This window comes from Curtobacterium sp. MCPF17_002 (assembly GCF_003234115.2).
In the GTDB taxonomy this organism is placed as follows: Bacteria; Actinomycetota; Actinomycetes; order Actinomycetales; family Microbacteriaceae; genus Curtobacterium.
The window spans coordinates 1,952,045-1,970,337 of record NZ_CP126251.1 but is presented as its reverse complement, the minus strand read 5'-3'; the positions used below and the strand labels follow the sequence as shown (position 1 = coordinate 1,970,337).

The following is an 18,293-nucleotide window of genomic DNA, read 5'->3' as shown; positions in this document are numbered from 1 at the left end:
GGACGACGAGAGGGGCGGGACCGGCAGCGCCGATCCCGCCCCTCTCGTCGTGGGTCAGTCCTGCAGGTGGGTCGTTCGGCGTCGGTTGCGCACGGCGCGGAACGTCAGCAGGCCGGCGCCGAGGAGCACGAGGACACCCGCGGCGATGAGGCCCGGCGTGAGGTCGGCACCGGTGTAGGCGAGGTCGCCGCCCGTGGAGGAGCCGCCGTCCGACGACACCGGGGTGATCCCACCGCCGCCGGGCGACGGGGAGGGCGTCGGCGTGGGGGTGGGTGTCGGCGTGGGGGTCGGGGTCGGCGGGACCACGACGGCCGGGACCGTGATGGCGAGGGCCGGCGCAGCACCCGTCTCGGGCGTGGTGATCGTCACCGGGTCCGCGCCGTCGACCACGATCGTGTACTCGGTGGTCGGGGCGAGGCCGGGGAGCGTGAAGGACCCGTCGGTGCCCGTGGTGGTGGTCACCGGATCGCCCGCGTCGGGGTCGGTCGGGGTCGCCACGACCTGGACGCCGGCGACCGGGTCACCGTTCGTGTCGGTCACGGTGCCGGGCTGCTCGGTGGTGATCACGGCAGGGGCAGCTGGTGTGGCGAAGCGCAGGTTGGACTCGACGCTCTCGCCCGCGAGGGCTGCGATGCCCGTGTTGACGGTCGCACCCGTCGCTCCCGGGACCGGCGTGGTGGTCCGCACGCTGTACGTGCCGGGGACCGTCACGAAGGTGTACTGGCCGTCAGCGCCCGTCGTGGTCGATCCGACGACGGCGCCGTTCCCGTCGAGGAGCTCGACGGTCTGTCCCGCCGGCACGGCTGCGCCGTCGAGGGTGACCTGCCCGGTGACCGTGGCGATGAGCGCCGCCGGGACGACCGAGTTCGGTGCGAGGGGTGGGGCGTCCGGGAGACCGGTGTGGATCGTGACCGGGTCCTGGTCGGCGATCGAGACGGCGAGGTCGGTGTCGGCGGGCAGGTCGGACCCCGTGTAGACGCCGTCGCTGTTCGTGGTGGTGTCCACGAGGGTGGTGCCGTCGGCCGGGTCGATGATGACGACGGGGACGTTCGCGACGGGGTTGTCGTCCGCATCGACCACGGTGCCGATCACCGCGGTCGTGCCCGTCGGTGATTCGAACGCGAAGTCGACGTCGTTGCGGTCGTTGCCCGCGAGCGTCGTGTTGAGCGACACCCCGGTCACCGTGGGCGATCCCGTGGCGCCGTCCGGCGCGGTGATCCGGGCGACGTAGTCGTTGATCTGCGGCAGCGCGGGGAACGTGTAGCGGCCGTCGGCGTCGGTCGTCGTGGTGTAGTCCACGCCGCGCGGTGCGGTCACGGTGACGGTGGCCCCGGGGATCGCGACGCCGTCGAGGGTCGCGACGCCGCTGATCTGCGCGGTCTTCACCGCGAACCAGGTCTGGTAGACGGGGAACCCGCTGCGCTGCTGGTAGCTGATCGTGAGGGTCTTCAGCGCCACGGTCGGGCTGAACCACGCCGACGCACCCGCCGTGTCCGACGCCGAGGCGTTCCCGACGAGCGTGCCACCGGTCGCGCTCGGGGTCCAGATCGGCTTGTCGGTGCCCGGCGTCGGGTCGTCGGCGGTCCCGCGACCGCAGGACCAGCCACCGGCGGAGGCCGTCGAGCAGGAGTTGTACGCACCGGTCGCCGGGTCCGGTCCGCCGAAGCCGAGGTCGGCGCCGGAGACCGGGTTGCCGCCCGCGTCGGTCGCGCTGATCGTCGCCTGGTCGGCGTCGATGTCGCCGAGCACGAAGGCCCAGGACTGTCCTCCCGGTGCCAGGTCGGCGAAGGTGTAGGTCGTGGTCGACGGCGAGGTCGCGTTGTCCGCGTTCGGCCGCTGGTTCATGTACGTCTGGTTGCGGCTCGTGCCGAAGCCGGCGAGGCCGACCGGGGTGTTCTCGGACTGCCAGGTCGAGGCACCGCTGATGACGGTCGACTGCCGCGAGTTCGAGGTGAACGTCGTCGCGGGGAAGCCGTCCATGGTCACGGTGCCGGTGTAGGCCTTGCTCGACCCGCTGACCGTGAAGGTCCCCCAGCTGCTCGCCGGCGCAGCGGATGCGCTCGTCGCGCCCCCGATCGCCAGCCCAGCCCCGAGGACGAGCCCCGTCAGTCCTGCCGTGACCGCGCGCCAACGCCGCATGTACCGCTCCCCTGTTCGGCATCGCCGAGCGCGACGCTCGGTCAGGCTATCCACGTACCGCGGAGCCCGTCCAGACCGAGATGCGTTCGTGACTCGGGCACGGCCGGCACCGGGTCATCGCGACAGGTGCTGCAGCAGGGCGTCGAGCGCGGTGACCTGCCCTGCGACGAGGAGCTCGCGGGCCTCGTCGAGCGGGACCCAGCGGGCATCGTCGACCTCCGGGACCTCGACGAACCGACCGGAGCCGCGCGGGAGTTCGAGCTGCACCGTGTTCGAGCGGACGGCGTCGACGGTGAAGTCGGACGCCTCGAGCGCGAACACCCGGACGCGCTTGCCCGATGCCTGCCGGTGCTCCCCCAGGTCGGTCGTCGGGCCGGACGGGGCCGGGACGCCGATCTCCTCGGCGAACTCGCGGCGCGCCGTCGCGAGCGGGTCCTCGTCGTGCTCGACGAGTCCCTTCGGGATCGACCAGGCCCGCGGCCGTCGCTTCCAGAACGGGCCGCCCATGTGCGCGATCCAGACATGCACGGAGACGTCGTCGACCCGGTACAGCAGGAGTCCCGCGCTCAGCACCACACGGCGAGGCTACCCACCACGCGCGCGGCGGCACCAACGGCGACGCCCACGTCCGCACCCATGTGTCCGCCGGCACGTCGGGGAGCGCCGCAGCGGAGTAGTTTTCGGCGCAAGGAGCGCCATGGCGACGCCCCCGGAGGACCTGGGACGAGGAGGTCGATCGGGATGGACGAACGATGGACGACGGTCACGCTGGCAGCCGACGCCGCGAAGCCGCACGACGAGGCACTGCAGTGGGTCGCGGCCCGGGCGGGTGCCGGCATCCAACGCATCCGGGTGATCGGCGTCGACCCGGCGATCGAGGCACGGCTCGGACCGGACGGCAAGCGCGTCGCGGACGCCATCGCCGATGCCGCACGAGCGGCGTTGCCGGACGCCGAGGTCGTGATCCGACGGCACGCCGGCCCGTTCGCCGCCGCGCTCGTCGACGAGTCCGACGACGGTGACCTCCTGGTGATCGGCACCTTCCGGAACCGCCGCGGGTCCACGGCCGGCGGCGATCCCGCTCGCGTCGCCTCGCGGGCCGCCGTCCCGACGGTCGTCGTACCGGAGGGGCCGCACCCGATCGCCGGTGACGTCGTGCTGGCGGTCGAGGAGCCGATCGACGAACGAGCAGTCGCGATCGCCTGTGACGAAGCACACCGGTTGAACCGCCGGGTGACGCTGCTGCGGGCCTGGGAGATGCCGGTGCTGACCCGTACCGGACTCACCGACTTCGCCGAGGAGCCACTGCGCTGGCGCACCCGGAACGCCGAGCTCCTGCAGCGTGTGACGGCCGAGCTCACCGCGCGGCACCCCGACGTCCGCTTCCACCCGCTGCTGGTCGAGGGACACCCCGGCCAAGCGATCGCCTCGCACACCCGGAGGGCGTCACTCGTGGTGCTCGGACTGGGGCACGTGCGTGCCCTGTCCGGGTCGGTACTGCACGACGTCCTGCGGGAGACGGTGTCGCCGGTGTGCGTGGTCCCCGCTGCCGCCCACAGCGAGCCGGTCGGCGTCAGCGCCTGACGACCGACGCGACGACCGACGCGACGACCGACGACCTGACAAGCGACGCGATGACCGACGACCTGTCGAGCGGCGCGACGGGCGAAGCAGCGGTCAGCCGGCCAGCGAACGGGTCGCCGCGGCCACGCGCTTCGTGAGGTACGCCACACCGCGGAGGTTCGGGTGCAGCGCTCCCGGCTCGAGGTCGATGCGTCGGAGGTCCCCCGTGCCGCCGAGGGTCACACCGGACACGTAGGGCTTCGCCGTCGCGCACGCCGAGTGCGCCTGCGTGGTCGAGAACACGTCGACGAAGCGGACGGCGGCGGCGCGTGCCGCGGTCGCCGACACGTCGTTCAGGCGCTCCTGCACGCTGTGCAGGTACCGGACGTCCGTGTTGGTGAACGGGTAGGAGTTCGACGGGAACGACCCGGTCAGGGTGCCGAGGTCGAGCGCGGACCGGAAGCAGCCGCCCTTCGGGGTGTGGTCGGCGTCCGGGAAGATCGCGGGGTACCCGAGGAAGACGATCACCGCGTTCGGTGCTGCGGCCTTCACCGCGGCGAGGGTGTCCGCGATGCCGAGGGCGACGCGCGACTCGATCTTCACACCGAGCTGGTCCTCGCCGTCCTGCACCAGGCTGCTCCGGCACGACGGGGCGTCGCGACCGGAGAACACCGGGCCCTTCGCGGAGATCGCGAGGCACGACGCGGCGGTGCCGAACAGGTCGGCGTCGTTCCCGCCGATGGTCAGGGTCACGAGCCGGGTGCGCGCGGACAGCGAGCGGATCTGCGGCGGGACGCCCCTGAACTGGAAGCCGGTCGTGACGTCCTTGCTCGTGGCGCCGCCGCAGGTCACGTCGGTGAGGGCGAGTCCGAACCGCGCCGCGATCCGGTGCGGGTAGTCCTGGCCGGACTGCCCGCACGCACCGGTCGGCAGCCGGGTCGGGTCGGAGAGCCCGTACCCGGCGGAGTACGAGTCGCCGAGCGCCACGTACTCGCTGCCGACCGGGATCCCGGCGAGGGACTCCTCCGGCACGCTCGTCGACGGGTACGGCGCCGGGACGGGCCACATCGGTGCGGCCACAGCAGCCCCGCCTCCAGCGAACCCGGCAGCGCCGCCGAGGGATCCGGCGAGCACGACGAACGTCGTGACTGCGGCGAGCAGCGTCGAGCGGACGGAGCGGAGCAGGTTCGGCCTCCAGGAACGGGTCGGACCAACCAGGCTAACGCCTCGAACCGAGCGAGGACTGCCGGCACTCAGCGTCGACCAAGCCGACGCTCTCCGCCGCTGCCGGTCCGGTACTCGATGCCGTAGTGCTGGAAGACGCCGGGCTCGAGCGAGGCGTCGAGCTCCCCGTCGGTGGGGATGGTCGGCGCGTCCTTCACGAGCTTCTTCGGGTACGCCACCCGGAGGTGCTTCGGCGCCACGACGGCACCGGCCAAGGGCACGAACAGGAGCTTCTGGAACCCGACCATCCCGGTCGTCACCGCACCGAAGGCCGGATCCGAGGTGGCCGTGTCGTAGTAGATGCTCTCGAGCGTGCCGACCTTGTCGTCGGCCTCGTCGACGACCGGCAGGCCGATCCAGTCCCGGATGTTCGCGGCTTCGAACACGTGTGCCTCCTCGTGGGCTCCCGGCAGATCCGGGCCACCCGGACCCGACGCTACCGAACGACGATGACCGCGGTCACACCGCGGCGGCACCCCGGGGCCCGACCCGGTGCCGGCACCCCCGGCGCCCGCGCCCGCCCCCGCCCCGACGCCGAGCCCGTCCACCGCAGCGAGGACGTCGTCCGGCCCGATCGCCAGGAGCGCCGGGTCCGGGTCCTCCGCGAAGACGTCGCCACGGCGGACCGACGCGTCCGTCAGCACCACGTGCGGACCGGACGCCGGCGGACCCCAGGCCTCCGGCGGTGCCGGACCGAACACGACGACCGACGGGATCCCGTAGGCGGAGGCCAGGTGCGCGGCGCCGGTGTCGACCGTGACCACGAGCCGCGCGGCCGCGATGACGCCCGCGAATGCCTGCAGGTCCAGGGTGCCCGCGAGGACCGCCCCCGGCGGCAGGCCGGCCGCCTCGGCGACGGCGGCTGCGCGGACGACGTCGTCCGCGCCTCCCGTCAGGACCACGTCCAGGCCGCGCTCGCGGAGTCCGCGCACCACCTCGGAGAACCGGTCCGTCGGCCAGTGCCGCGCACCGTGGAACGCGCCGACGTGCACGACGGCCGCACCGTCGACGGCCGGCGGCGTCGCCGGCCGGGCGATGCCGACGTCGTCCGGGTCGGCGGGGATGCCGTGCCACACGAGCAGTCGTGCCCACCGCTCCCGCTCGTGCACGTCGTCCGGCCACGTGGGGCCGTCGTACCCGTGTGCGGGGTCGGCGTGACCGATCACGCGTTGGGCACCGAGGGCCGCGACGAGGTCGGACGACTCCGGCCCGACGCCGTGCAGGTTCACGGCGACGTCCACGACGCCGGCCGGGGCGCCGATCGAGTGGTCGAGGCCGTGCTGGGCGAGGTGCACGTCCACCTCCGGCAGCAGCTCGACGACCGGGGCGAGCCACGCCGTGGTCGCCAGGGAGATGCGGTGGTCGGGGAAGGCCCGTCGCAGCGCGTGCAGGGCCGGCACGGCGACGAGGAGGTCGCCGAGCTTGATGGCGCGGAGCACGAGCAGCTCGGGCCGCCCGTCGGACGGGGGCAGGGTGTCGACGGCGGTCACCGCGCCGAGGGTAGGCGTGGCGGGCCGACCCGGCTCGGAGGAACGCGCTCCACGACGCGTTCCGCGGCTCTTCCTGAGGCTGCGCGCGGGGACGGACCGGTAGTCGAGGAGCATGGCTCTCGCTCCCGACCGCACCGTCCGCGGTCTCCTCTTCGACCGTGACGACACCCTCGTCATCGACGTCCCGTACAACGCCGACCCGCACCGCGTGGTGCCGGTCCCCGGGGCGCACCGTGCGGTCGAACGGGCGCGGGCGGCGGGACTCCTCCTCGGCGTGGTGACGAACCAGTCCGTCATCGGGAAGGGCATGGCGACCCGCGAACAGGTCGACGCCACGAACGCGCGGGTCGACGAGCTCGTCGGTCCGTTCGACGTCTGGTGCGTCTGCCCGCACGACGCCGACGACGGCTGCGACTGCCGGAAGCCCCGGCCCGGCATGGTGCTCGAGGCGGCGGAGCGGCTCGGGCTGTCCCCGGAGGAGCTCGTCGTGATCGGGGACATCGGGACCGACGTCGATGCTGCGCTCGCCGCGGGCGCGCAGGGGGTCCTCGTGCCGACCCCGCGCACCCGACCCGAGGAGGTCGAGGCCGCCCCGACGGTCGCCGGGTCGCTCGACGAGGCGGTCGGGCTCGTGCTGGAGCACACCGCCGCGGTGCGGTCGTGACGGCGGCACCCGCGGGCGCTGACGGCCCCGGCGTCGGCGCGGCGCCGGGTGCCGCTGCGGCACCCGCGGCGCCCGGTGCCGCTGCGGCACCCGCGGCGCCCGCCCGCCCCCGCGTCCTCGTCGTCCGGCTCGACTCGTTCGGCGACGTCCTCGTCACCGGCCCCGCCGTCCGCGCGGTCGCCGCCGGCGCCTCGCACGTCACGATGCTGTGCGGGCCGCAGGGCTCCCCCGCCGCCGACCTCCTGCCCGGCGTCGACCGCGTCCGGGTCTGGGCCGCGCCGTGGGTCACGGAGACCGCCCGACCCGTCGACGACGCCCTGCTCGCCGAGTTCCGGGCGCTCGTCGCCGAGGAGCGCCCCGACGAGGCCGTCGTGCTCACCTCGTTCCACCAGTCACCGCTGCCGGTCGCGCTGCTCCTGCGCCTCGCCGGCGTCGCCCGGGTGTCCGGTGCGAGCGTCGACCACCCGGGCTCCCTGCTCGACGTCCGGTTGCGCCCCGGCGAGGACCTGCCGGAGGACATCCCCGAACCCGAGCGCGCGCTGCGGATCGTCGAGGCGGCCGGGTTCCGGCTGCCGCCGGAGGATGCCGGGAGGCTCGTGGTGCGTCACGACGCCGTCCTGCCTCCGGCCGTGGCCGCCCTCACCGCCCCGAACGGTCCGGGCGGGGCTGCCGGTCCGGGCGGGACAGCCGGCCGGTACGTGGTCGTGCACCCCGGCGCGAGCGTCCCGGCACGGTCCTGGCCGGAGTCGCACCACCGCGCGCTGGTCGCCGCCTACGCCGAGCGCGGGATCCCGGTGGTCGTCACCGGCTCGCCCGGCGAAGCGGCGCTGACGGCGGCGGTCGCGGGCAACACCGGCATCGACCTCGGCGGACGCACCACACCCGCCGAGCTCGCCGCCGTGCTGGCGGGCGCCGAGGTGGTCGTGGTCGGCAACACCGGTCCGGCGCACCTCGCGGCCGCGGTGGGTGCGTCGATCGTCAGCCTGTTCTCCCCCGTCGTCCCCGCCGTGAAGTGGGCGCCGTACGCCCCGGACCCGGAGCGGCCGCCGCTCGTCGAGGTGCTCGGCGACCAGTGGGCCCCGTGCCGGTCGAGCCGTGCCCGCGAGTGCCCGGTGCCTGGGCACCCGTGCCTGTCCACCGTGCGCGTCGAGGACGTCCTCGCGGCCCACGAACGGCTGCTCGACCGCGCATCCCGGATGGAACGGAGAAGTCTGCGGAGCACCCCAGAAGGCGCTGCGTAGCGTGCGCCACTGCTTCTCCTTCTCCTGCTCCTCCTGCTTCTCCTCCTGCTCCACCTCCCCCTGACCGATCGACCGAAGGGCACTGCATGCGGATCCTCGTGTGGCACGTGCACGGCGGCTGGATGGACGCCTTCGTCCGCGGCCCGCACGAGTACCTCATCCCGACGACCCCGGCGCGCGACGCCTGGGGGCTCGGCCGCGGCGGCCGGGCCTGGCCGGACACGGCGATCGAGATCGCCCCGGCCGACGTGGCCGACGCCGAGGTCGATGTCGTCGTGCTCCAGCGCACCGAGGAACTCGAGGAGGCCCGCCGTCTGCTCGGCGGTCGCGACGTCCCGATGGTCTTCGTCGAGCACAACGCGCCGCGGGTCGACGTGCCGAACAGCCTGCACCCGCTCCGCGACCGCGACGACCTGCTGATCGCGCACGTCACGCACTGGAACGCCCTGATGTGGGACTGCGGCTCCACCCGGACCACGGTGGTCGAGCACGGCGTGGTCGATCCCGGTCCGCTGTACACGGGAACGCTCGAGCGCCTCGGTGTGGTGATCAACGAGCCCGTCCGCCGGAACCGCGTCGTCGGGACGGACCTGCTCCCCCGCTTCGCCGAGGTCGCACCCGTCGACGTCTGGGGCATGGGCACCGAGCACCTGCCGGAGCTCGGCTTCGGCGACCGGGTCGCCGCCCTCGGTGACGTCCCCGCGGACCCGATGCACGCCGCACTCGCCGAACGGCGGGCGTACGTGCACCCGAACCGGTGGACCTCGCTCGGCCTCTCGCTCATCGAGGCGATGCACATGGCGATGCCGGTGCTCGTCCTCGCGACGACCGACGCCGCCCGCACCGTGCCGGACGGTGCCGGCGCGATCGCGACGGACGTCGAGGACCTGATCCGCGCCTCCAGGACGCTGCTGGAGGACCCCGAGGAGGCGAGACGACGGGGTGCCGTGGCCCGGGAGGCCGCGCTCGCGCGGCACGCGCTCGGTCGGTTCACGGCCGACTGGGACGACCTGCTCGACGACGCCGTCTCGCGTGGTGCGCGAGCGAACCGTGCGGCGACAGCCGCACTGGAAGGGAGCCTGCGATGAGGATCGCGATGGTCTCAGAACACGCGAGCCCGCTCGCCGTCCTGGGTGGAGTGGACGCCGGCGGACAGAACGTGCACGTGGCGGAGCTGTCCGGTGCGCTCGCGGACCGCGGCCACCAGGTCACGGTGTACACGCGGCGTGACGACGCGGCGCAGCCGGTCCGTGTGCTGCTCCGACCGGGCGTCGAGGTCGTGCACGTGGACGCCGGACCGGCCCGTGCGGTGCCGAAGGACGAACTGTTCCCGTACATGGGGACGTTCGCGTCGGTGCTCGCGGCGGAGTGGTTCGTCGATCGTCCCGACGTCGTGCACGCGCACTTCTGGATGTCGGGTCACGCCGCCCTCGAGGCCGTGGCGCAGGTCCAGGCCCGCACCGGCGGCGTCCGGATCCCGGTCGTGCAGACCTTCCACGCGCTCGGCGTCGTGAAGCGCCGACACCAGGGCGCGGCCGACACCAGCCCCGCCGAACGCGAGTGGGTCGAGCCCGCCGTGGGGCGGAGCGTCGACCAGGTCGTCGCGACCTGCTCCGACGAGGCGTTCGAGCTGAAGGCCCTCGGTGTGCCGCTGCACCGCATCTCGGTGGTGCCCTGCGGCGTCGACGTGTCGCTGTTCCAGCCGGCCGGTGACGGCCGTCCGGTCGAGGAGCGCGGGCGCTCCGCGCGGATCCTCACCGCGTCGCGCCTGGTGCGCCGGAAGGGTGTCGGCACCACGATCGCTGCCCTCGCCGCACTCGTCCACGAGGGACGCGACGTGGAGCTCGTCGTCGTGGGCGGAGCCGGCGTCGCCGGGGCCGACCTGGCGGACGACCCGGAGTACCAGCGGCTCGACGAGCTCGCCCGGTCGCTCGGCGTCCGGGACCACGTGACCTTCCGCGGGCAGCTCGGCCAGCACGACATGCCCGCCGTCTACCGCAGCGCCGACGTCGTCGTCTGCGCCCCCTGGTACGAGCCGTTCGGCATCGTCCCGCTCGAGGCCATGGCCTGCGGGCGTCCCGTCGTCGCGTCGAGCGTCGGTGGGCTCATCGACACGGTCGTGGAGGACTCCACCGGCCTGCACGTGACCCCGCGCGACGAGGAGGCCGTCGCGGCCGCCGTCGCCGCGCTGCTCGACGACCCGGAGCGCCGCGAAGCCTACGGCCGGGCCGGTCGGAAGCGGGCCGAGCGCCGCTACACGTGGCAGAAGGTCGCCGCCGACAGCGAGCGCGTGTACGAGCGGCTCATCGCGGGCAGCGCCGGGAGCGGGCACGGGGGTGGGCTCGGAACCGGTCTCGGTCTCGCGGCCAACGGCGCCGGCACCGCTGACGGCCGCGCCCGGACCACCCGATCGGGACGGACCGTCCGTTCCGCCCACTCGACGGAGAGGACCGCACGATGACCATCGAGCAGCAGACCGGCACCGTCGGCGACCACACCACGACCGAGAGCGCGCGGGTCGTGCTCGACCACGTCGCGGCCTCCGTCCCGGTCATCGCGTCCCTCGTCGACCACAAGGACCACATCGGGGACTGGGCGGACGACATCGCCGCACGGCTCGTCGCCGGCCGACGCCTGCTCGCCGCGGGCAACGGCGGGTCGGCAGCCGAGGCCCAGCACCTCACGTCGGAGCTCACCGGCCGCTTCGACGGTGACCGCCCCGCGTACTCGGCCATCTCGTTGCACGCCGAGTCCTCCGCGGTCACGGCGATCGGGAACGACTACGGCTACGAGGAGGTCTTCGCCCGCCAGGTGTCGGCCCACGCCCGCGCCGGGGACGTGGTCGTCCTGCTCAGCACGAGCGGGAAGAGCCCGAACCTGCTCCGCGCGGCCCAAGCCGCACGTGCCGTCGGTGCCCGGGCCATCGCGATGACCGGACCGCGACCGAACCCCCTGGCCGAGGCGGTCGACGACGCGATCTGCATCGAGGGTCCGTCCGCGAACGTGCAGGAGGCGCAGCTCGTCCTCGTGCACGCGCTCTGTCGGGCGATGGAGCCGGCGCTCCGCCGAGGGGGTCGCCGATGACGCGCGACAGCACCCGCACCGGCGCCGCTGGCAGCGCCAGCGGTGCCCGCGACAGCACCCGCACCGGCGCCGCTGGCAGCGCCAGCGGTGCCCGAGACAGCACCCGTCGTCTTCGCATCGCCGTCGTCGGCGACACCCTGCTCGACATCGACGTCTCCGGCACGAGCGAGCGGCTCAGCCCGGACGCCCCCGTGCCCGTCGTCGACGTCCGCACCGACGACCGCCGTGCCGGTGGTGCCGGCCTCGTCGCCACCATGCTCACCCGCGACGGGCACGACGTGACCCTCGTGACGGTGCTCGGCGACGACGCCCGTTCCGCGGAGATCCGCGACCTGCTGCCCGGGGTCACCGTCGTGGCCGGCCCGTCCGGGGCACCGACGCCCGTGAAGACCCGGGTCCGCGTCGCCGACCACGCCCTCGTCCGGATCGACGAGGGGTGCGGCACGCCGCCCGTGCCTGATGTCACCGACGCCATGCTCGCCGCGCTCGAGGACGTCGACGCGGTCGTCGTCGCCGACTACGGCCGCGGCGTCGCCGCCGCCGACGCGCTCCGGGACGCCCTCGGGCAGGCGTCCCGCCGGGTGCCCGTCGTCTGGGACCCGCACCCGAAGGGCGCCGTGCCCGTGCGCGGCACGACCGTCGCCACGCCGAACTCGGCCGAGGCGCGTCGCTTCACGGACCTGCCCGGCGACGGCGTGCCCTTCGCGACCGAGGCCGCCGCAGCACTCGTCGAGACCTGGGGTGTCGACGCCGTCGCCGTGACGCTCGGCGACCGCGGTGCCCTCGTCGCGAGCGCCACGGAGGGCAACCGCTTCGTGCCGGCGCCGTCCGTGACCGCCGGCGACCCGTGTGGTGCCGGTGACCGGCTCGCCGCCGGGGTCGCCGTCGCCCTCGCGCGCGGCGCCGACGTCGCCGAGGCCGTGACCGCCGGGGTGAGCGCCGCGTCGGAGTACCTCGCCGCCGGTGGCGTCACCGCGCTCTTCGCCGACGACGGTCCCGCTCCGGTGCGGGTCCCCGGTGCCGATCGTGACGCGATGCGCGTCGTGCACGACGTCCGGAGCGCCGGCGGCACGGTCGTCGCGACCGGCGGGTGCTTCGACCTGCTGCACGCCGGGCACGCCCGCACCCTGTCGGCCGCGCGGGCACTCGGTGACTGCCTGGTCGTGTGTCTCAACTCCGACGACTCGGTCCGCGCGCTGAAGGGCCCGGACCGGCCGATCATGAGCCAGGACGACCGCGTCGAGCTGCTCCTCGCGCTCGACTGCGTCGACGCCGTCGTGGTGTTCGACGAGCACACGCCTGACGAGGCCCTCCGCCGCTTCCGCCCGGACGTCTGGGCGAAGGGCGGCGACTACACCGCGAGCGAGCTGCCCGAGACCGCGACCCTCGCGGAGTGGGGCGGCCGTGTCGTCACGGTCCCGTTCCACCCGGGCCGGTCCACGACCCGCCTGGCTGCGGCGCTTGAGCACGTCGGCTGACCGAGCGACGGCGGACCGGCTGCGACCGGTCCGCCCGCGCCCGTCCACATCTGTCCCCTACGGAAGGAAGTCCATGCCCGTCCCCACCACCCCCATCGGCCGCGTCCTCGTCACCGGCGGCGCCTCCGGACTCGGAGCCGCGGTCGTCGCGGCCGTGACCGAGGCCGGCGGCACCCCGATCGTCCTCGACCTCCGGGTCGACGCGGTCCCCGACGGGTGCGACGCCGTCGCGGTCGACGTGACCGACACCGCGGCGACGGAGCAGGCGGTCCGCGAGGCGGCCGAACGGCACGGCGGCCTCGACGCCGTCGTCACCGCGGCGGGGATCGACAAGCCGGCACCGATCGGCGGGATCTCCTCGGGCGACTGGGAACGGATCGTGAGCGTCAACCTGCTCGGCACCGCCGCCGTGGTCCGCGCCGCGCTGCCCGCACTCGAGGCCACCCACGGGCGCGTCGTGACGATCTCCTCGTCGCTGGCACTGCGCGGCGTCGGCGACGGCACCGCGTACTCGGCGTCGAAGTTCGGCGTCCGCGGCTTCTCGCAGGCCCTCGCCGCCGAGACCGGTGGGCGCGTCGGCGTCACGAACGTCATCCCGGCGGGCATGCGGACGAACTTCTTCGCCGACCGCACGGAGCAGTACAAGCCGGGGCCGGACGCACAGCTCATCGAGCCGGAGTACGTCGCGAACGCGATCCTGTTCGCGCTGTCGCAGCCGGCAGGCTGCGAGATCCGCGAACTCTCGATCATGCCGGCGACGGAACCCAGCTGGCCGTAGACGCGACCCGTCGACGGACTGGAGGCGCGGTGCCAGCCGGCAGCGCGCCTCCAGTCCGTCGCGGGTCGCGCCCACCTCGCACGGTGCGAGGTGGGCGCCCGTCTCGCCGAACGGTGCGAGGTTCCACACTCCGTGCGGGAGGCCGCGCCCTGCACCACGTCCGCAACCTCGCACCGGTCGCGGGCCTCGCACGGTGCGAGCCTCGCACGGTGCGCGGACCTCGCACCGATCGTGACCCTCGCACCGTTGGCGCCCCTCGCACGGTGCGAACCTCGCACCGTGCGAGGGCGGGAGCGAACTCAGGTGGTGCGGAGCAGGTCCGCGACGTCGTCGATGACCGCCTCGGCCGTCACCTGGTCGACGTAGGAGGGGTCGTGTGCGCAGCGCTCGGCGGACCAGCCGACCTGCGTGACGTCGATCCCGCAGACCGGGCAGTGCGTCACGAACGACAGGTGCACGCGGTGCCGGCCACGGTCGAACGGGCCGGCGTTGACGACGTTCCCGAACCAGAAGACGCCCACCGTCGGCGTCCCGACCGCGACGGCGAGGTGCCGCGGACCGGAGTCGTCGCCGACCATGACGTCCGCGGCGGCGAGGGCCGCGGGGAGTTCAGCGAGCGTGAGCGCGTCGGTGCGGTCGTGCAGGCGGTCCCGGAGCTGCTCCGGCACCGAGGCGACGATCGCGGCGGCAGCGGGGACGTCCGTCGCGTCGCCGACGAGCAGCACGTCGTCGCCGGCCTCGAGGCGTGCACGGGCCACGGCGGCGAACCGCTCCGGGCTCCAGCGTCGACGCGGGTCCGTCGCCCCGGGGTGCATCGCGACGAGCCGGGCGCTCACGGGCCGTCCGCCGACACCGAGCCGCTCTCGCATCGCGGCCCGTTCACCGTCGTCGACGTGCACGCGCGGGTCGAGGGTGACCGGGGCGGCGCCGGCGAGCGAGACGACCTCGAGCGCGCGGACGACCTCGTGCTGGTAGTAGACGTAGCGGACCCAGCGCTCCAGCACCTCGGCGTCCTCGGTCGCGGTGCCGACGGTGTGCCGCGCGCCGAGGCGGAGCAGGAACGGGTTCGAGTTCCGGCCGCCGCCGTGCAGCTGCACGGCGAGGTCGAAGCGTCCGTGCAGGCGGTCCACGAAGTCGTCGAGGGACGGCGCGTCGTCGCCCGCGTCCCGCACGCCCGGCGTGACCGGGAGCTCCTCGAACGCGTGGACGGCCTCGGTCCGGCCCTGCAGGATCGCTGGCGCGAGGGGGATGCCGAGGAGGGTGATCCGCGCCTCGGGGTACGCGGCGGCCATGGCCTCGATCGCCGGGACCGCGAAGAGCAGGTCCCCCAGCCCACCACCGCGGAGCACCGCGATCTCCCGGACGTCGTCGAAGCGTTCTCCACCGTTGCCGATCAGTTGCACTCCTCTCGTCTACCGGTCCGAGCCCGCCGGGGTGTCCAGCAGTGGCGTCCGATGGACGAGAAGCGCGAGTCCGAGTCCGTACCCAGGGTCGCCGGAGAAGCGTTCGACTCCCGCCTGCATGGAAGGACCCCATGACGATCGCACCCCCCTCCACCGACGCCGCACGCTCGGACGCCGACACCCTGGTCGTGACCGATCCGGTGAACGGATCGACCGCGTCGACGGTGCCGCGCGCGACCGAGGACGACGTCCGGAACGCGGTCGCCCGCGCGCGCGCCGCGGCGGGTGCCTGGGGGCGCACTGCCCCGGCGGAGCGCGGTGCCCTGCTGCACCGCGCCGCGGAGCACGTCCGCGCGCACGCCGAGGAACTGGCCGCCCTGAACACCCGCGAGACCGGCAAGGTCCCGGGCGACGCTCTCGGTGGCGTCGAGGCCGGGGTCGGCACGCTCGTGCAGTACGCCGAGCTCGGGCCGCTGCACCGCGGCGAGGCGCTCCGCGGCCAGTTCGGGGCCGCCGACTGGTCGGTCCCGCACCCCCGCGGTGTCGTCCTCGCGCTGACGCCGTGGAACGACCCCGTCGCCGTCGCCTGCGGGATCCTCGGCGCCGCGATCGTCAGCGGCAACACCGTGGTGCACAAGGGCAGCGAGCGGTGCCCGGCCACGATCGCCCGACTGAACGCGCTCCTCGCCGAGGTCCTGCCGGACGGTGTCCTCGTCGGCGTCGACGGCGACGCGACGACCGGTGAGCTGCTGCTCGAGCAGGACGGCATCGACGTCTACGCCCACGTCGGCTCCACGGCGACGGGCGACCGGCTGACCGAGGTCGCCGCACGCACCCGCGCGCACGTCATCCGCGAGAACGGCGGGAACGACCCCGTCATCGTGGACGCGGACGTCGACCCGGCGTGGGCCGCGTCGCAGGTGGCCCTCGGGGCCTTCGCGAACACCGGCCAGATCTGCACGAGCGTCGAGCGCGTGTACGTGCACCGCGCAGTCGCCGAGCCCTTCGTCGCCGCGCTCGTGGCCGAGGCCGAGCGCCGCACGGCCTCCCCGGCCGCCGAGTTCGGACCGCTGGTCGACGACCGACTCCGGCGCACCGTGCAGGCGCACGTCGACGACGCCCTGCAGCGTGGGGCGTCGGCGCGGACCGGCGGTGTGACCCCCGGGGGCCTCGGCGCGTTCTACCCCGCCACCGTCCTCACCGGGTGCACCGACGACATGCTCGTGATGACCGAGGAGACCTTCGGACCGATCGCTCCGGTGCGGATCGTCGAGGACTTCGACGAGGCACTCCGACTCGCCGCCGACGACCGGTACGGCCTCGCCGCGACGGTGCTGACGAACGACACGGGACACGCGCTCCGCGCCGCGGCCGAGCTGCCGGTCGGGACCGTGAAGGTGAACGCCGTCTTCGGCGGAGCACCCGGCGGGAGCGCCGAGCCCCGCGGTGCGTCCGGAGCCGGGTTCGGGTACGGGCCACACCTGCTGGACGAGATGACGACGACGACCGTGGTGCACCTCGAACCGGCACCCACGGCCGGTGCCGCCGGCACGACCGACACGACCGACACGACCCACACGACCGGCACCACCGCGAACGCCGGCAGCGCAGACACCACCGGGGGCACCCCGTGACCGCCGACGTCCGGCTCGTCCGGGACCTCGTCGCCACCGTCGACGACCGCGAGCCGCTCGTCGTCGTGATCGGCGACTGCATCCTCGACCGCTGGACCGTCGGCGAGGCGGAGCGGGTCTCCCGCGAGGCCCCCGCCCCGGTCGTCCGCGTCACCGAGACCGTCGCCGTCCCCGGTGGCGCCGCGAACACCGCGGTGAACGCCCGTGCGCTCGGCGCCCGGGTCCGCATGGTCGGACTCATCGGGGACGACGAGGCCGGCCGTGTCCTCCGCGAGCGTCTCGACGCCGCCGGCGTGGACACGACCCACCTCGTCGAGATCGCCGGAGCGCGCACGACCACGAAGTCCCGCGTCGTCGGCGGTGACCGGGTCGTCGTCCGCGTCGACGAACTCGCCGCGACCCCCACCGCCGAGCACGGCGTCCGTCTCGCCGAGGCCGTCGCCCGCGCGATCCGATGCGCCGACGCCGCGGTGGTCTGCGACTACGGCCTCGGCGTGCAGGCCTCGGACGTCGTCCCGATGCTCGACCGTGACCGGCCCGGTGCCGTCGTGGTCGACGCGCACGACCTCACCCGGTGGGCCGCGCTCGCTCCGGACCTCGTCACGCCGAACGCCGGCGAGGCCGCCGCGCTCCTCGGCCGCGAACTCGGTGTGGGCGCCGAACGGGCCGCCGCCGTCGTCGAGGCCCGCCGCGACGTGCTCGACCGGACCCGCGCCCGCGCGGCCGTCGTGACGCTCGACCGCGACGGCACCGTCCTGCTGGTGCGGGACGCCGAGCGGGACGCCGAGCAGGACGCCGACCAGCGCGCCGATCAGGACGCCGAGCGAGACGCCCGACCGGGCGCCGAGCAGGACGCCGACCAGGGCTTCCGCACCCGGGCCACCCCGGCGTCCGAGCAGCAGGCCTCCGGCGCAGGCGACACCTTCTGCGCCGCCGCGACGGTCGCGCTCGCCGTGCGCGCTCCGCTCCGGGACGCCGTCTCCGTCGCGCAGGCCGCCGCCGACGTCGTCGTCCGCGAGGCCGGCACCTCCGTCTGCACCGCGGCCGCGCTCCTCGACTCGGTGACCGCACCGGCCGCAGCCGTCGTCGACCACGACGAGCTCGCCGACGCGGTGCACCGGGCTCGGCAGGCCGGGCGCCGGGTCGTGTTCACGAACGGCTGCTTCGACGTCGTCCACCGCGGGCACACCACCTACCTGCGGCAGGCGCGGGACCTCGGTGACCTGCTCGTGGTCGCGCTCAACGACGACGACTCGGTGCGCCGGCTGAAGGGTCCGGAGCGGCCGATCAACCCCGCCGAGGACCGTGCCGGCGTGCTGGCCGCACTCGCCTGCGTCGACCTGGTCACGGTCTTCGCGACGGACACCCCGATCCCCCTCATCGAGCGGCTCCGCCCCGAGGTCTACGTCAAGGGCGGCGACTACTCGCCGGAGATGCTCCGCGAGACCGAGGTGGTGCGCGGCTACGGCGGCGAGGTCGTGATGGTCGACTACGTGCCGGAGCACTCCACGACGGCCGTCGTCCGGCGTATCCGCGAAGCCGCGCAGCGCCCCGAGCCCGACCCGGCCCCTTGACGGCCCGCTGGTCCGGATCCT

15 protein-coding genes are annotated in these 18,293 nt (G+C 74.5%); 10 read left to right on the top strand and 5 right to left on the bottom strand.

The genetic code is table 11. From position 1 onward, the window contains the following. Positions 1–54: 54 nt before the first annotated feature. Together DEJ28_RS09255 and DEJ28_RS09250 are read right to left on the bottom strand one after the other, a co-directional pair. Positions 55–2,139: an MSCRAMM family protein gene (locus DEJ28_RS09255; RefSeq protein WP_284180736.1), complete on the bottom strand. Its 2,085-nt coding sequence runs from the start codon at positions 2,137–2,139 to the stop codon at positions 55–57. A gap of 114 nt (positions 2,140–2,253) precedes the next feature. Then, positions 2,254–2,715: an NUDIX hydrolase gene (locus DEJ28_RS09250; protein ID WP_111117550.1), complete on the bottom strand. Its 462-nt coding sequence runs from the start codon at positions 2,713–2,715 to the stop codon at positions 2,254–2,256. A 165-nt stretch (positions 2,716–2,880) separates the two neighbouring features. Here DEJ28_RS09250 and DEJ28_RS09245 point away from each other — a divergent pair, with 165 nt between their 5' ends. After that, the gene (locus tag DEJ28_RS09245) at positions 2,881–3,723 is read left to right on the top strand and encodes a universal stress protein (protein WP_181433892.1); all 843 of its coding nucleotides are present in this window, start codon (positions 2,881–2,883) and stop codon (positions 3,721–3,723) included. Positions 3,724–3,816: 93 nt separating this feature from the next. On the opposite strand, the gene DEJ28_RS09240 is transcribed toward DEJ28_RS09245, so the two are convergent. Continuing rightward, complete coding sequence (locus DEJ28_RS09240) at positions 3,817–4,836, bottom strand: SGNH/GDSL hydrolase family protein (RefSeq protein WP_146248951.1); 1,020 nt, start codon at positions 4,834–4,836, stop codon at positions 3,817–3,819. A gap of 119 nt (positions 4,837–4,955) precedes the next feature. Next, positions 4,956–6,416, bottom strand: coding sequence for a glycosyltransferase family 9 protein (locus DEJ28_RS09230; protein WP_349774926.1), 1,461 nt, complete (start codon positions 6,414–6,416; stop codon positions 4,956–4,958). 112 nt (positions 6,417–6,528) lie between these two features. Here DEJ28_RS09230 and DEJ28_RS09225 point away from each other — a divergent pair, with 112 nt between their 5' ends. The 7 genes from DEJ28_RS09225 to DEJ28_RS09195 all read left to right on the top strand — a co-directional run bounded on the left by DEJ28_RS09225 (position 6,529) and on the right by DEJ28_RS09195 (position 13,661). Beyond that, positions 6,529–7,080: a D-glycero-alpha-D-manno-heptose-1,7-bisphosphate 7-phosphatase gene (locus DEJ28_RS09225; protein WP_111117168.1), complete on the top strand. Its 552-nt coding sequence runs from the start codon at positions 6,529–6,531 to the stop codon at positions 7,078–7,080. Beyond that, positions 7,077–8,321, top strand: a complete 1,245-nt coding sequence (locus DEJ28_RS09220; RefSeq protein ID WP_111117169.1) for a glycosyltransferase family 9 protein — start codon at positions 7,077–7,079, stop codon at positions 8,319–8,321. The genes DEJ28_RS09225 and DEJ28_RS09220 overlap by 4 nt, the downstream gene beginning before the upstream one ends. Positions 8,322–8,407: 86 nt before the next feature. Continuing rightward, on the top strand, positions 8,408–9,409 hold the full coding sequence (locus DEJ28_RS09215; protein WP_111117170.1) for a glycosyltransferase: 1,002 nt from the start codon (positions 8,408–8,410) through the stop codon (positions 9,407–9,409). Continuing rightward, positions 9,406–10,782, top strand: coding sequence for a glycosyltransferase (locus DEJ28_RS09210; RefSeq protein ID WP_111117171.1), 1,377 nt, complete (start codon positions 9,406–9,408; stop codon positions 10,780–10,782). The genes DEJ28_RS09215 and DEJ28_RS09210 overlap by 4 nt, the downstream gene beginning before the upstream one ends. Further along, positions 10,779–11,405: a D-sedoheptulose-7-phosphate isomerase gene (locus DEJ28_RS09205; RefSeq protein WP_111117172.1), complete on the top strand. Its 627-nt coding sequence runs from the start codon at positions 10,779–10,781 to the stop codon at positions 11,403–11,405. The genes DEJ28_RS09210 and DEJ28_RS09205 overlap by 4 nt, the downstream gene beginning before the upstream one ends. Further along, a complete protein-coding gene (locus tag DEJ28_RS09200; RefSeq protein WP_111117173.1) occupies positions 11,402–12,883 on the top strand; it encodes a PfkB family carbohydrate kinase in 1,482 nt (493 codons plus the stop codon). The genes DEJ28_RS09205 and DEJ28_RS09200 overlap by 4 nt, the downstream gene beginning before the upstream one ends. Before the next feature lie 73 nt (positions 12,884–12,956). Beyond that, positions 12,957–13,661, top strand: a complete 705-nt coding sequence (locus DEJ28_RS09195; RefSeq protein ID WP_111117174.1) for an SDR family oxidoreductase — start codon at positions 12,957–12,959, stop codon at positions 13,659–13,661. Between the two features lie 299 nt (positions 13,662–13,960). On the opposite strand, the gene DEJ28_RS09190 is transcribed toward DEJ28_RS09195, so the two are convergent. Further along, on the bottom strand, positions 13,961–15,064 hold the full coding sequence (locus DEJ28_RS09190; RefSeq protein ID WP_111117175.1) for a glycosyltransferase family 9 protein: 1,104 nt from the start codon (positions 15,062–15,064) through the stop codon (positions 13,961–13,963). Positions 15,065–15,195: 131 nt separating this feature from the next. On the opposite strand from DEJ28_RS09190, the gene DEJ28_RS09185 reads away from it, so the two are divergent. Beyond that, entirely contained in the window at positions 15,196–16,698 is a 1,503-nt protein-coding gene (locus DEJ28_RS09185) for an aldehyde dehydrogenase family protein (RefSeq protein ID WP_258368258.1), read from the top strand. Continuing rightward, positions 16,695–18,272 carry a D-glycero-beta-D-manno-heptose 1-phosphate adenylyltransferase gene (gene rfaE2, locus DEJ28_RS09180; RefSeq protein ID WP_111117176.1) on the top strand — a complete coding sequence of 526 codons (1,578 nt, stop codon included), beginning with the start codon at positions 16,695–16,697 and terminating at the stop codon, positions 18,270–18,272. The genes DEJ28_RS09185 and rfaE2 overlap by 4 nt, the downstream gene beginning before the upstream one ends. Positions 18,273–18,293 lie beyond the last annotated feature (21 nt).

What these genes read in the sequence shown, in the direction of transcription:
- DEJ28_RS09255 (WP_284180736.1), bottom strand. Translation starts at nt 2,139, where the DNA reads ATGCGGCGTTGGCGCGCGGTCACGGCAGGACTGACGGGGCTCGTCCTC.
- DEJ28_RS09245 (WP_181433892.1), top strand. Translation starts at nt 2,881, where the DNA reads ATGGACGAACGATGGACGACGGTCACGCTGGCAGCCGACGCCGCGAAG.
- DEJ28_RS09225 (WP_111117168.1), top strand. Translation starts at nt 6,529, where the DNA reads ATGGCTCTCGCTCCCGACCGCACCGTCCGCGGTCTCCTCTTCGACCGT.
- DEJ28_RS09215 (WP_111117170.1), top strand. Translation starts at nt 8,408, where the DNA reads ATGCGGATCCTCGTGTGGCACGTGCACGGCGGCTGGATGGACGCCTTC.
- DEJ28_RS09210 (WP_111117171.1), top strand. Translation starts at nt 9,406, where the DNA reads ATGAGGATCGCGATGGTCTCAGAACACGCGAGCCCGCTCGCCGTCCTG.
- DEJ28_RS09205 (WP_111117172.1), top strand. Translation starts at nt 10,779, where the DNA reads ATGACCATCGAGCAGCAGACCGGCACCGTCGGCGACCACACCACGACC.
- DEJ28_RS09200 (WP_111117173.1), top strand. Translation starts at nt 11,402, where the DNA reads ATGACGCGCGACAGCACCCGCACCGGCGCCGCTGGCAGCGCCAGCGGT.
- DEJ28_RS09195 (WP_111117174.1), top strand. Translation starts at nt 12,957, where the DNA reads ATGCCCGTCCCCACCACCCCCATCGGCCGCGTCCTCGTCACCGGCGGC.
- DEJ28_RS09185 (WP_258368258.1), top strand. Translation starts at nt 15,196, where the DNA reads ATGACGATCGCACCCCCCTCCACCGACGCCGCACGCTCGGACGCCGAC.